Source organism: Corynebacterium sp. ZY180755 (assembly GCF_054331495.1).
This window is the reverse complement of record NZ_CM135811.1, coordinates 476,164-489,485: the sequence shown is the minus strand read 5'-3', so window position 1 is coordinate 489,485 and position 13,322 is coordinate 476,164. Positions and strand designations below refer to the sequence as shown.

The window sequence follows — 13,322 nt, the reverse complement described above, 5'->3', positions numbered from 1 at the left end:
ATTATTGCACTTCCAGCCCTTGGTTGGGTAGGTAATAGTAGAGTCTCGAACGCAGGGAGGGGTACCATTTCCCTCATGTCCTTGCTTCACGTTATCTTCGATCAGCCTGTAATCCCACCCAATACGGGCAACGCAATCCGCATGTGTGCCGGTTCTGGCGCACACCTGCATCTTGCTGGCCCACTGGGGTTTGATCTACAGGAGAAGCACTTGCGCCGAGCAGGGCTTGACTACCATGATCTCGCAGAAGTAACTGTTCATGAGAATCTAGAGGAGTGCCTAAAGCACATCCCAGGCCGTGTTTTTGCTTTCACTACCAAGGCCACCACCACCTACACGGACGTCCAGTTCGAAGCCGGCGACGCATTACTGTTTGGCACTGAGCCCACTGGGCTTTCCCACGAAGCACTCTCCCACCCACGCGTCACCGATCGCCTGCGCATTCCAATGCTCAAGGGGCGGCGTTCAATGAATCTCTCCAATGCCGCAGCCATTGCTACGTACGAGGCATGGCGCCAACTAGGTTTCGAGGGAATTTAATCCTGAGCTGCGCTAGCTTCGTCCTCGTTAGAGGAATCCACGGGCTCGTCCCAGCGCCCTTGTAGCATTCGCGGCGCTAGACGCCCCACCAGCTCCTTGGTGTCTTGTGCGGAAAGGTCACGCCCTGCCATACGTACTGGCCCAGTAACGAGGTGTAACTGCACCGATGAGAGCTTGACCAGTTGTTGGAGCGGCCCCCAGCGGACGCTGAGCTCCTGGATGTTTTTGCGAAACACAATGCTGACGCGTCTTGTGAGCCAACCACGGTGCTCTACGGCAAGCGTATCCGTGAGTGTAAAACCTTGGTTATGCGCGTCGAAGGGCGAGACAATACGGGCCCGGCGCGGACTGGAGTAGTCCGGATTCACGGCACGGGGTTCTAGTGTTTCGAACGCTAAACCTACCTCCTCGACCAACCGTACTGCGGTGTCGTAGGTTCCCACTGGGAGCAGAACCGCACCTTTGCTGCCTTCCCCATAGCCTGCTACGGAGACTCGGACACGCCACCAGCCGAAAGGTCGCCACAGCGGGGGTTGGTACATCTCGGTGGCATGGACGCGTTCTACTGGTACGGCTTTGCGTTGGAGGTTTGCTAGGCCGTAAGTGACGGTGATTTTGTTGTCTATTCTGCGGGCAGTGAATTGGTAGGAGCCATCGAGAATTCTCCAAATATTAGGGATGGTGGCAAACAGGACGGGGAGGACGCTGGCCCACGTTAGGTCGAGGCTGAGGGTCAGAGTTGTTGAAGCGATGGTGAATACAGTGGGAAAACTAAAGAATGCTGCCGCTAGGGATCTCGTAATCGGAATGGGAGCAACCAGCTGCTTGCCTTCTTCGGTTTCGCCTAATAGCCGGGCGCGGAGCTGATTTGCCTCATCCCTGCGGATAAAGCCAACTTCAATGCGGGAGTCACCTCCACCGGCGGTTTCGATGCGAACGGCCGCGAGGCCGAACAAACGAGCATGCCATGGCTGGATTACGTCTACGCCCTGGATCCGGTCGAGGCGTGCGGTGCGAATTTTTGTGCGCAGGAGGCCTCGTCGAAAAGCAATGTTGTTACGTGTGATGCGGTATCCAGATACTCGCCACCACAGCAGGCTGACGAGGAATGCTAGTAGCGCTCCGAGCGCTAGACCACCCAGCGCCTGCAGCGTCTCAACAAGCGAGGTGGAAAAGAGCATCCGTACAAATTTGATGAATTGGTTGCTCGCCGTGGTAGCCGCGAAAATAATGAGGGCAAACAGGACACTCCATGCACGAAGCAGTGGTGTGAGCTTGTGAACGTGATGGAATTCGCCTCCGCTGCAGAAGGCATCAGTGGTTTCTGCGCCGGTGCCGGTTTCTGCTACAACTGGGGCGGCTTTTTCATCAGTTGTTGAATGAGCATTGGGTAAGGTCATGATGGCGCCTCAGAGCTCCATCATCTTTTCTTTGGCTAGCTCCGCGATATCCTTGGCCAGTTTGTCGGCTACGTCTGCGGGAAGGCCGGGGACTCTCGCATTGGAGGACGGACTTGCCGTATTCAGGCGCAGAGTTTTTAGGCCGTATCTGCGGTCAATGGGCCCAGATACAACATCAACGTACTGCACGCGCCCGAAGGGAACCATGGTGAAACGGTGCCACAGTTTGCCCTTGGTGATTAGTAGTTCCTCGTCTGTAACTTTCCACCCCAGTAATCGAACTTGATGCGGGATCAGCCACAGCTGCCAGACAGTCAGCGCAAGCAAGAACGCAGCGATACTCCATGCCCACGTGGACCAATCCTCATCTAGAAGCGCCCACGCCACAGATGCCAAAGCCGGCACGAGGTACCACGGCAGTCGCGCTAGGTAGCGCGCGGGCGTGAGCTTTCCTGACACAGGGTTGAGCTGGGTGGGAAGTGGTGGCATCGAGTTCCCTTCGCACGGTTGGGGGTTCTACTACACCTTAGCTTTCCGACGCACCCACGCACACACAGCGAGAGGCTACCTGAAGTCACGCGAGCCCCGGCTCGCGCCGGTGCGCAGCCAATCCGCGACGGGGAGTTCTTCGAGCCTGTCAGCATCGATTTGGGCAACACCGTTTTGGTTTCGGAGGATTCCGCGGATGATGAGAGTGTTAGCGGTGCGAGCTAGGGTTTTTTGTTTGTTCCACAGCCCAACCGAGATCACAACATTGATCAATCCTGTTTCATCCTCAAGCCCCATGAAAGTGACGCCTTGGGCGGTGCGGGGGCGCTGGCGATGCGTAACCACGCCGGCCACGCGGATACGGGAGCCGTCTTCAAGACCCAACATGTCACATGCTGCAACCACGCCACGCTCGCGCAAAATCTCACGCAGCCTAGCCATGGGGTGTTCATCATGGGTGACTCCCGTGGTGGAGATGTCTGTGACCATGAGCTCCAGCGCGTTGAGTCCAGGCAGCGCGGGCGCGGTGATGGCGGAGAGCCCGGGCAGCATGGACTCTTTTTCGGTAGCCGCAACGCCTGCCTGCCAGAGCGCCTGCCTACGATCCACACCAAAGCTGTCCAAGGCTCCCGCGCGAGCCAGACACTCAACATCGTGCACACTGAGTTTCGCTCGGCGGGCAAGGTCCGCAATGTCAGCGTAGGGTGCGCCATCAACGATGCGCTCGTGGTTCTTAAGCCCCTTCACCAAACCAAGCCCGAGCCTGATCACCGGCGGGTGATCACGCTGATTCGGTGCCTCACCCATAGGTGGGCCTAGGGTGGGTCCAGCGTTCGGCGCGCTAGATGAACGCTCGAAGGTTGCTTCGACATCGGAGACTTGGACATCAATGGGGGCAATCTTCACGCCGTGGCGGCGTGCGTCAGAGATGAGTGATTGGGGCGAGTAGAAGCCCATGGGTTGCGCGCGCAGGAGCCCTACGCAGAATTGTGCTGGGTAGTGGTATTTGAACCACGCGGAGAAGTACACCAATGATGCGAAGGATTGGGAGTGGGATTCCGGAAAGCCATAGGCGGCGAAGGCAACGATTTTGTTCCATAGGGAGTCCGCAACATCGCCGGTGATGTTGTTGGTTTCTTTTAAGCCGCTATAGAAGGCATCTTTAATTGCGGCCATGCGGGCGGGTGAACGTTTGGACCCCATGGCTCGGCGCAGTTCGTCGGCTTGGCCGCCGGTAAAGCCAGCCGCGTCGACGGCGATCTGCATGAGTTGTTCTTGGAACAAGGGCACGCCGAGGGTCTTGCCTAAGGATTTTTTGAGCACGGGATGCTCGAAAGTGACTTTTTCTTTCCCCGCGCGGCGACGCAAGTAAGGGTGCACAGAGCCGCCTTGGATGGGCCCGGGTCTAATGAGGGCAACTTCCACCACGAGGTCGAAGAAACAGGAGGGTTTCATGCGGGGCAAGGTATTGAGCTGCGCGCGGGACTCTACTTGAAACACACCCACGGCGTCGGCGCGCGAAAGCATGTCATAGACTGCTTTTTCATCTGTGTCGATTTCCCACAGGTTGATTTCCCTTCCCGTAGTTTCCTTGACCAGGTCAATCATGTGGTGGAGCGCCTCAAGCATACCGAGCCCCAGCAGGTCGAACTTCACTAGCCCCGCCCATGCGCAGCCTTCCTTGTCCCACTGCACCACAGAGCGGTCCTGCATGCGCGCCCATTCAATGGGCACCACGTCCGCGATCGGGCGGTCGCAGATAACCATGCCACCAGAGTGAATACCCAGGTGCCGGGGTTGGGAGTGTAGTAGCTCTCCGAGCGCTGCCACCCTATCCGGCGGCTGGGCAATTTCCTTAGTCCATGCATCGGCAGCGCCTTGCGGATAGCCGAGCGCGCGAGCAGCATCGCGTACTGCGCCACGCGTGCGGTAGGTGATCAGATTGGCTACTTGCGCGGCGTTGTCGCGACCATAGCGGGAGTAAACGTATTGAATCACTTCCTCGCGGCGGGTGGATTCGATGTCCAGGTCAATGTCTGGTGCGCCCTCGCGTTCGGGAGACAGGAAGCGCTCAAATAGCAGTTGCGCGCTAATCGGCTCCACGTTGGTAATCCCAAGCACAAAACAGATCACGGAATTCGCGGCCGAGCCGCGCCCTTGGCACAGGATGTTGGCGTTACGGCAGAAACTAACGATGTCATCAATGATCAAAAAGTAGCCAGGGAAACCGAGTGTTCTGATCACGTCGAACTCGTGGCGCGCCTGCGCGCGCGCTTTGTCGCGCACCTTTTTATCGCGGCTGCGGTAGCGGGCGTCGAAACGCTTGTCGACGATCTCCTCCAACCACGATTGCTCATCGTGGCCTTCAGGGACCTCCCACCGAGGAAGGTTGGGCGAGACGAGCTTAAGCTCGAAGGCACACTCCTTAGCTATGGCCAAAGAGGAATCCACCAGGTCCTGTCTTCCGCGGGCGGTGCCACGCAGCAACGACTGCGCTCCGCGCAGCCACATCCCACCCATCGGATGCTGCTCGCACTGGGCTAGCTCCACGCTTTCCCGTCGGTTGAGCGCCCCCTTGGTTTCTGCCAAGACGGTATCCTCCCTACGTGCCGCTGTAGGCATAGCCGTGAGGATGGAAAGGGGGGTCCGGTGTTCGGTGCGCGCAACCTCTTGCGCCACCGCGTCGAGTGCTTCAAAGTTATCGGTATCCTGTGGCGTGAGCGCACTGACGTATTCCAGCACAACGTCCTCACCAAAGGCTTCCAACAGTTCGTCCATATGGTCACACCACGTGTGGTTAGCTAGCACGTACCAGTGGCCGTCAGCGTGCTGTGCGAGCTCCGCGAGCGATGGGTAGACAACTTTGTCTTTACTTCCCGCCATCTGAGCCTGGGTGATGGCGTGGGAAAGTCTGCGGTAGCCTTCTGGCCCCTTACAAATCACTGGCAGGATACCGAGGGATAGGGTCAGCTCAGCGCCGAAAACGGTGTTGGGGACGTGATCGAGCTGCTGCGCGAGACTAGTGGCAGCTTGCGCGTAGGCAGAGGCGCCGTAGAGCCCGTCGCGGTCAAGAAGCGCTAGATGGGTGATCCCCTGCGACATCGCTGCGGTGATCATTGCTTCTGGTTCACTCGCGCCGCGCAGAAAGTTGTAGGTGCTGGCTGCATGAAGCTCGGCAAACGGAGCTAGTGCCTGCCCAAGCTTGACTGGGCTGCACGTTTCTTCCCTGCCGTGGGATTCAGTACCGGATTGCGATGGAGATGAATTTTTTAGAACAGAATTAGCATCAGCGGGTTTCCTTCGGGGCGGATTCCACCCATCAGCGCGGACGGGATCCACGTAATTAACAGTGAGACCATCGCGGATTCCATCATGACTTACCGGCACGAGCTCAGGTATTTTTTCTCCTGAGAGCAGCTTGTTTATCTGCCCCCAGGTCAGTGGATTACCTGCCCCCTCGCCCGTTATGGCCCCACCAGGATTACGTCCACCGTTGAAACTCATACCCCACAGGCTAGCACTGTTCCACGCCAAATTAGAACACTAGTTCGCTAATTATATACACCGAAAATAGACCAAGCTGTACATTTTTCGCACACTTCGCTACTGTCCCTGTTATCAAATAACGGGGTTATCTCACTCCTTAACGCCATGAGCACGGACTTGCCAAACCTTGACCCTTTCATCGCCACAGGAAAGCGATGACCCCGCGCACGAAAGGAAACTTCATGAAGCTCACCCGCTTTGCAGCTGCTGGCGCAGCACTCACCCTGTCTGCAACCACATTGATTGCATGCTCCTCTGATAGCTCGGACTCCGCAGCATCCGGCGATGAGTCCGCAGCGATCCGCATTGGCACCACCGATTCCACCAAGAAGGCTTGGGCCGAGTTTGAGAAGAAGGCAACCGAGGAAGGCATCGAGCTCGACATCGTCCAGTTCGAGGATTACTCCACCCCTAACCTTGCCCTGTCTCAGGGTGACCTTGACGTTAACCTCTTCCAGCACCTGAAGTTCCTGGCAGAGTACAACGTTGGTAACAACGACACTCTGACCCCAGTTGGCGCAACCGAAATCGTTCCACTCGCACTGTTCTGGAAGGATCATGATTCCCTCGACGGCATCGAGGGCCAGGAAATCGCTATCCCTAATGACTCCTCCAACCAGGGTCGCGCTATCAACGTTCTGGTTCAGGCCGGACTCGTTACCCTGAAGGAAGAAGCAAAGGGCCTTGTTACCCCTTCCCCAGTTGATATCGACGAAGATGCCTCCAAGGTCAAGGTTGCTCCGGTTGATGCTGCGATGACCACCTCCGAGTACGGTGCTGGCCGCCCAGCTATCATTAACAACTCCTTCCTGGATCGTGCGGGCATCGACCCTAACACCGCTGTATTCCAGGACGATCCAGAGTCTGAAGAAGCAGAGCCTTACATTAACGTCTTTGTTGTCCGCGAAGAGGACAAGGGCAACGAGGATGTTCAGAAGCTCGTTGAGCTCTGGCACTCTGACGAGGTTCAGGCAGCAGTAGATGAGGATTCTAAGGGAACCTCCATTGCAGTTCAGCGCCCAGCTGATGAGCTGCAGGCAATCCTCGATCGCCTTGAAGAGCAGCAGCAGAACCAGTAATCACCGCTGGCTCAAGCGCCCCGATTCGTCAACTTTCTGACGCGGGGCGTTTTGCCCATTAGTAGCGTTCGAGCACTAACCGCCGCACATCGGCCCATCTCCCTATTCCACTTCCAAAAGAAAAGAATTGTGTTGTGACCGGAACCAGAATTGAGTTTGAAAACGTCACCAAGGTTTTTAGCTCCGGAAAAAAGAAAGTCACTGCGCTCGACGGGGTCACCCTCACCGTCGAGCCTGGTGAAATCATTGGCATCATCGGCTACTCCGGTGCAGGCAAGTCCACTCTTGTGCGCATGATCAACGGCCTGGACAAGCCAACCAGTGGCAGCCTGCGCCTCGACGGCACAGAGATAGTAGGCATGAAGGAAAGCCAGCTGCGCTCACTACGCGGCAACATTGGCATGATCTTCCAGCAGTTCAACCTGCTCACCTCCCGTACCGCCGCAGGCAACGTGGAGTACCCACTCGAGATTGCGGGAATGCCTAAGGCGAAGCGCAAGCAGCGCGTTGCGGAGCTTTTGGAGTTCGTCGGTCTTGCAGATCGTGGTCAGAACTACCCAGAGGAGCTTTCTGGTGGCCAGAAGCAGCGCGTGGGCATCGCCCGCGCGCTGGCAACCAACCCTGACCTGCTGCTTGCCGACGAGGCCACGTCCGCACTGGATCCAGAGACCACGCATGACGTGCTGCAGCTGCTGCGCAAGGTCAATCAGGAATTTGGCATCACTATCGTCGTGATCACACACGAGATGGAAGTGGTCCGCTCCATCGCTGACAAGGTTGCGGTGATGGAAAACGGCAAGATTGTGGAGTATGGGTCCGTCTATGAAGTGTTCTCCAACCCACAGACCGCAGTTGCTGGCCGCTTCGTGGCCACAGCACTGCGCAACACCCCAGACAACGTTGAGTCCGAAGACCTTCTTGCGCATGAAGGCCGCCTGTTCACTGTCACGTTGACCGAGAACTCAGACTTCTTCACTGCAGCAGCCAACGCGAAGGCGCAGGGCGCAAGCATCGGCATCGTCCATGGCGGTGTCACCACACTGCAGCGCCACAGCTTCGGCAAGGTCACCGTGCGCCTGAACGGGCCGGAGGAAGCCATCCAGGAATTCTACAACCACCTGTCCACCACCACTGACATTCAGGAGATCGCACGATGAGTCTTGAAAAGTTGCAAAGCGTGTGGCCACGCCACGAAGAGATGTTCATCCAGTCTGTGATCGACACCCTGGTCATGGTCAGCATCACCCTGCTTGTGGGTGGCATTCTTGGTCTAGCGCTCGGCATGCTGCTCTACACCACCCGCAAGGGCGGCATCCTGCAAAACACGGTGGTGTTTAATGTCCTGAACTTCCTTGTGAACTTGGTTCGCCCCATTCCGTTCATCATCCTGCTCTCCGCGCTGGGCCCTCTGACCAACCAAGTCATCGGTACTCAGATCGGACGTGAGGCGGCTACCTTCGCCATGTCCATCGCCGCCACGTTCGGCGTGGCACGCATTGTCGAACAGAACTTGGTCACCATTGACCCTGGTGTGATTGAAGCAGCACGTTCCATGGGTGCTAGCCCGTGGCGCATCATCCGCACCGTGATCATCCCTGAAGCGCTTGGCCCACTGATTTTGGGTTACACCTTCATCTTCATCGCAATCGTCGATATGTCTGCGATGGCCGGCTACATCGGCGGCGGTGGCCTGGGCAACTTCGCCGTGGCCTACGGTTACCGTGCCTTCCAGTGGGAGCTCATGTGGGTCGCCGTCATTGCCATCGTGGTCATTGTTCAGGTGGCACAGCTGTTCGGCAATTGGCTGTCTAAGAAGATCATGCGCCGATAATTCGGGTTGGCAGATCCCCTTCGCGCACACCGGCCGTTCTCATCATGGTGAGAACGGCCGGTCTTTCGTCTACAAGAGCGGCTTAGGGGCACACCGCGGTGAAGTAAGCACATATGCCTGTTTTTAGCGCGATAACTGGGTTACGCGCGTTGCAACCCACACTGTGCCCGTCTTTGGCGCATCGCCACAGGAGGAAATGATGCCCTCTACTTCTTGTTGCTCCAGCTCCACCTCAAAGAGGCGTTCTGGTAGCGCGCCGAACTCTGGAACAACCACCCGCACGTTGTCACCGGTGTCATAAACGGATAGAGAACCATTCCGCGGGGTATGGCCTTCAGCACTTAACCTGCCCGCAACTGCCAGCTCGGCTACCTGTCCACGTGCGGAATAGATTCCACGCCCGCGGTTACCGGGTAGGAACATCTCGCCCGCTACGGAGTGGTTCACCATAGCTTTCGCTGCTTCAATATTGAGGCGCCCGAAGCTGTAGGACCATGGGAACAGGACCATGGACGGGGCAAAGCGGTGCCCCTTGGTGTGGGATGATTCCCAAATGTGCGGGTTATCGGGGAAAGCTTCCGTCAGAGCTTTGGCCATGGGACGGCCTTTGAGCGCACAGCACATGTCGCGCTTGGCGTGCGTACAGATCAGCAGTACTGGTTGATCAATCGCTACTGCCCCGCGGTCGGCGTTACGGCCGGGGCCAGACATATCAAAGTTCAACACGTCTTCGGGGCCTGTCACGGTAGCCATTTCGATGACCTGTTCCCGACAGAATACTAAATAAGCAATGCGGCGTTCCTTATAACCATGACCTGCCCGCCCCACGCGGCGGATGAGATACAGGCCTGGAAGCTCTTTCAGCTTGGCGGTGAGCTCAGGGCCAAAGGCCTCACCATCAAGGATGTCATTTCCCCAGTGATCGCCGTGCTCAAGTAGCACGTAGGCATCACCGGGCTTGGAACTACCTGGCATCGGTTCCTGGGTGTTATCAGAGCAGCGCTCGATCTCATTGAACGGATGGCACGAGGCCATGCTGTCCCCTCCGAGGTGTGACTCAGAGTTCGCCCCATTCGCAGTGGGATCTGCGCTCATCTATTCCCCCTCTTTACACCGTTTGGTGCGCCAGTTTTCGTTAGCCCACAAAATTCTTATCGTACCCCACACTATCGCTAACGCCTCCTTCCTTGCACCCATCTAGGCACAGTGGTGACGTTTCGCGCCTACGTCCCCGTGATAAGAGGCGCAAAAATTGGTTGCAAACAATGCTTCTATCGCCCCTTGCTGGGGTTTTACAGCCCTTCGGTTAAGGTTTCACAACGATTACCGCTTGGGGCCTCTTTCCGCTTTTTTCACGCCGAGTTGCTCGCTACGGTTGGGGCATGTTTGTTTTTGCTCATGGCGCTTCCCAGTCCTCCCGTTCTACCCGCAAGCCTTCCCGTTTAGGCCTATTGGGCGTGGTGGGCGCAACCGCACTGCTGGCAGTCTCGTGCGCAAATTCAGCTGAAAACGGTGACGCGCAGGATGCTGTCACGCAGTCGGCATCAACCAACGCTGGGGCACAGGCATCGTCCCCTAAGACCGCAGCAAGCTCCTCTACACCTGCGGGCAGCCAGGCCATGGCAGCTGCTGAGTCCCCTTCGGCCGCCGGCATGACCCCGCTGGGCGTTGCTGACACCGCGACCAAAACTCAGCGCCAGTCCAACGGTGCTGAGTTGGTGGTCACCGGTGTACGCGTGGGCAAGCATGAAACCTTTGACCGTGTAGTCTTTGACCTTCAAGGCTCCGGTGCGCCGGGGTGGTTTGTGGAGTACACGGACGCGCCTGCGCAGCAAGGAAGCGGCAACGCGATTGAATTTAAGGGCGACACCGCCATCAACCTCAATATTGATGGCACCCTCATGCCATTCGAGCTCGGGCTTGATGATCCCCAGCTGGGCACCATCAAGGGCACGGATCAAGTAGTCACTGAAATCATTTCCCAGGGCACGTTTGAAGGCCGTTCTCAATTCGTCATTGGCATTCGTGGCCCAGAGCACCCATTTTCTGTTCAGGTTCTTGAGGAACCAACCCGTCTTGTGGTTGACATCCACCGCGCGTAGTTTTCCTTACTCGTAGCTAGCTTCCACGCGCCACTGTCCGCACCACAGCAGAAGCCATGCTTTCTCATGGCCATGCTTGTCGACGCCCACCAGCTGCAGTCGCGCTACTGGTCTCTCTTCCTTCCACCAGCGGCCCTGAACGGGCCACGGCCCTGCCCATGCTTTGATCAGGTAGCGCGAGGCGCCCCACTGCATCCCCGCAGGATCTGCGTTCAACACTGCTTCCGCAGTGACATACACCGGCCCACCAGCCGAATCCACTATGACCACTTTGGCTGAGGGGTGCCCGATCATCGCAGGCAACGGCCCTGGTATAGCACCTGGCCAACTGCCTTGCGCTAATCGATCAAGCTCCTCTGCCCTCTCACCATAAGGAACCAGCTTGATGCGTTCTTCTACCCCACGCCCGCCGGCATACGTGGGTGTGAGCACCGCATCCATACCCAGCGTGGACTGCACACGCGCAATCACCTTCTGCGCCTGTTCATCCTGAGGTTTGCGACCAAAAAGATTCCACGCCCGAGGAACTTCACATTCCACGGGAATCAACATCAACTCATCCAGTGCGCCCTGCCCACCGGAGGTAATCCAACCGTCCAACTGCCACCGCACTCGATCCGCCGTGGCGTCTTCCGTGAGCTGAGTACGGGTATGCCACACGCGTTCCAGAAGCTGGGCCCCGCAACGGGCCTGAACTTTAAGACGCACGCAGCTCACCCCCGCCTCCGACAACCGCTGATGCAGCTTCGCGGCCAGCATGCGGGCCGCGAAAGCGGCCGCATCCACCCGCTCTATGGGGGCTTCGGGGACCAGTGACACGCTGAGGTCTGGGAGAGCGTCGGCACGCGCCACTACCCGATCGTCACGTGCCGTAGCCACCGTGAGGCATCGCGACCCCGCGCGACCAAAACGCGTGGCCACCGCTCCCGGATCAAGCTGAGCAATCTGCCCGAGCGTAGTCAGACCCAAATTCTCAAAGCTTTCGACTGTCTCTGGTAGACATCCGAGCGCTGGCTCCGCCTTCAAAAAAGAAAGAGGCTGGCGAGCTAAGAATTCCGCCGACCCGCCTTTCGGCACAGTATGTTGGGTGTGCGCAGCAATGATGGCGGTATTGACGTCATCGGCAAGGCCCGCAAAACAGTCCACACCCATCAACGCCGCAGCATCAATAATTTTCTCCGCCGCCTGCGCTTCCCCGCCGTGATAGCGCGCCGCCGCATCAGCATTAACCACCAGCAAACCGGGGCGTAACATCTCAACACTGGCAATAACCGCATCGAGGGCATCAACGATCATGGTAAATACACGCCCGTCACGGGACTCGTCATGATCAAGCACCTGCGCATGAGGGAACAACGCCTGAGCATGGCGCAGCTTCATGTGCCTCCGAATACCATGCTCACGTGCCGCCGCGTTGCACACATGCACCCGATAGGCAGCGGTGATCACGGCAGGCCGAGTAGGGTCAACCAATTCCTCAATCGCAGCAGCTTGCACTGGCCAGTCAGGAAACCACAAGGCCAAAGTGCGCATCTCACACCACCCGCAAATGGCCCCTTGCGGTGGTAGCAGGCCTGCCAACAATCATCCGTCCACGCTTTATCTGCGCCTTAGCCTTTACGGCTAACCCCAACTCCACGCCGCGTATCCTGCCCGTCCCCTGACCAATTCCATGAAATGCGTCCACCGTCGCATCAATGTGTGCCACGGACTGCGGGACCACCGTATCTGCAGTTAACAAGAATCCCCGCCCCGCACGCAGCTTGGCACGCAACGGCCTAGCACGCACGGGCGATAGCGTTATCGGAGCACCCTTGTACACCACGGCATCCAGCCCCTCCAACAAAACAGCCACCGTATTTAAGGGCTCAAGGCCGGCATCTGGGACCGCAATAATACGGGATAAATCCCCGCCAGCGTCTTTCACCCCAGCGAAAGATAGTTCCGGCCAACCCACCACAGCAGCCATCCCACCAAGAGCACTAATATGTGCGATTATCTCCACGCATAACTGCGAACAGGGCGTACAGCTATAGGATTCCCCACGGGCAAATCCACCACCAGGAAGCAACTCCGCTAACGCCTGCGGGGCAGCCACAGTATCATCTATGACCTGCTTTGTTACCCGATGAGCATCCGATCCAGTGGAAACAGATAACGCATCCATCTTGGCGCGCAGGACATCAATGCGCTGCGTCCTAGGCAGCTGTGAGAGGTTATCCACCTCCCCCGTTTTTCGAACACTCGTTTGAGACATGGGTTAAATGTAGCCCGCATCTTCAGCAGCCGTCAAGCGCCCACATCAGCGCCTTTTAAGGCCTAGCGTTCGGAACAC

At 57.7% G+C, this 13,322-nt stretch carries 11 protein-coding genes; 5 read left to right on the top strand and 6 right to left on the bottom strand.

Annotated features, from left to right (window positions below; translation table 11 throughout):
- Positions 1-75 precede the first annotated feature (75 nt).
- The gene (locus tag ACXM2N_RS02305; protein ID WP_458489625.1) at positions 76-540 is read left to right on the top strand and encodes a tRNA (cytidine(34)-2'-O)-methyltransferase; all 465 of its coding nucleotides are present in this window, start codon (positions 76-78) and stop codon (positions 538-540) included.
- Here ACXM2N_RS02305 and ACXM2N_RS02300 read toward each other — a convergent pair.
- The 3 genes from ACXM2N_RS02300 to ACXM2N_RS02290 all read right to left on the bottom strand — a co-directional run bounded on the left by ACXM2N_RS02300 (position 537) and on the right by ACXM2N_RS02290 (position 5,933).
- Positions 537-1,940 carry a PH domain-containing protein gene (locus ACXM2N_RS02300; protein WP_458489623.1) on the bottom strand — a complete coding sequence of 468 codons (1,404 nt, stop codon included), beginning with the start codon at positions 1,938-1,940 and terminating at the stop codon, positions 537-539. The two genes, ACXM2N_RS02305 and ACXM2N_RS02300, sit on opposite strands and share 4 nt — an antisense overlap.
- A 9-nt stretch (positions 1,941-1,949) precedes the next feature.
- The gene (locus ACXM2N_RS02295) at positions 1,950-2,429 is read right to left on the bottom strand and encodes a PH domain-containing protein (protein ID WP_458489621.1); all 480 of its coding nucleotides are present in this window, start codon (positions 2,427-2,429) and stop codon (positions 1,950-1,952) included.
- 75 nt (positions 2,430-2,504) lie between these two features.
- Complete coding sequence (locus ACXM2N_RS02290; RefSeq protein ID WP_458489619.1) at positions 2,505-5,933, bottom strand: error-prone DNA polymerase; 3,429 nt, start codon at positions 5,931-5,933, stop codon at positions 2,505-2,507.
- A 224-nt stretch (positions 5,934-6,157) separates the two neighbouring features.
- Between ACXM2N_RS02290 and ACXM2N_RS02285 the strand changes: the two genes are divergently transcribed.
- From ACXM2N_RS02285 to ACXM2N_RS02275, 3 genes are all read left to right on the top strand, one after another.
- Positions 6,158-7,054, top strand: a complete 897-nt coding sequence (locus ACXM2N_RS02285) for a MetQ/NlpA family ABC transporter substrate-binding protein (protein ID WP_458489617.1) — start codon at positions 6,158-6,160, stop codon at positions 7,052-7,054.
- 134 nt (positions 7,055-7,188) lie between these two features.
- On the top strand, positions 7,189-8,211 hold the full coding sequence (locus ACXM2N_RS02280) for a methionine ABC transporter ATP-binding protein (protein ID WP_458489615.1): 1,023 nt from the start codon (positions 7,189-7,191) through the stop codon (positions 8,209-8,211).
- A 41-nt stretch (positions 8,212-8,252) separates the two neighbouring features.
- On the top strand, positions 8,253-8,885 hold the full coding sequence (locus tag ACXM2N_RS02275; RefSeq protein WP_458490961.1) for a methionine ABC transporter permease: 633 nt from the start codon (positions 8,253-8,255) through the stop codon (positions 8,883-8,885).
- Positions 8,886-9,008: 123 nt separating this feature from the next.
- Here ACXM2N_RS02275 and ACXM2N_RS02270 read toward each other — a convergent pair whose 3' ends face one another.
- Positions 9,009-9,920: a sucrase ferredoxin gene (locus tag ACXM2N_RS02270; RefSeq protein ID WP_458490959.1), complete on the bottom strand. Its 912-nt coding sequence runs from the start codon at positions 9,918-9,920 to the stop codon at positions 9,009-9,011.
- Between the two features lie 347 nt (positions 9,921-10,267).
- Between ACXM2N_RS02270 and ACXM2N_RS02265 the strand changes: the two genes are divergently transcribed.
- Positions 10,268-10,987 (top strand): AMIN-like domain-containing (lipo)protein, encoded by a 720-nt coding sequence (locus tag ACXM2N_RS02265; protein WP_458489613.1) that lies wholly within the window; start codon positions 10,268-10,270, stop codon positions 10,985-10,987.
- A gap of 6 nt (positions 10,988-10,993) precedes the next feature.
- On the opposite strand, the gene ACXM2N_RS02260 is transcribed toward ACXM2N_RS02265, so the two are convergent.
- Both ACXM2N_RS02260 and ACXM2N_RS02255 read right to left on the bottom strand, forming a co-directional pair.
- Entirely contained in the window at positions 10,994-12,520 is a 1,527-nt protein-coding gene (locus ACXM2N_RS02260) for a Y-family DNA polymerase (RefSeq protein ID WP_458489611.1), read from the bottom strand.
- A gap of 1 nt (position 12,521) precedes the next feature.
- Complete coding sequence (locus tag ACXM2N_RS02255) at positions 12,522-13,211, bottom strand: hypothetical protein (RefSeq protein WP_458489609.1); 690 nt, start codon at positions 13,209-13,211, stop codon at positions 12,522-12,524.
- Positions 13,212-13,322 lie beyond the last annotated feature (111 nt).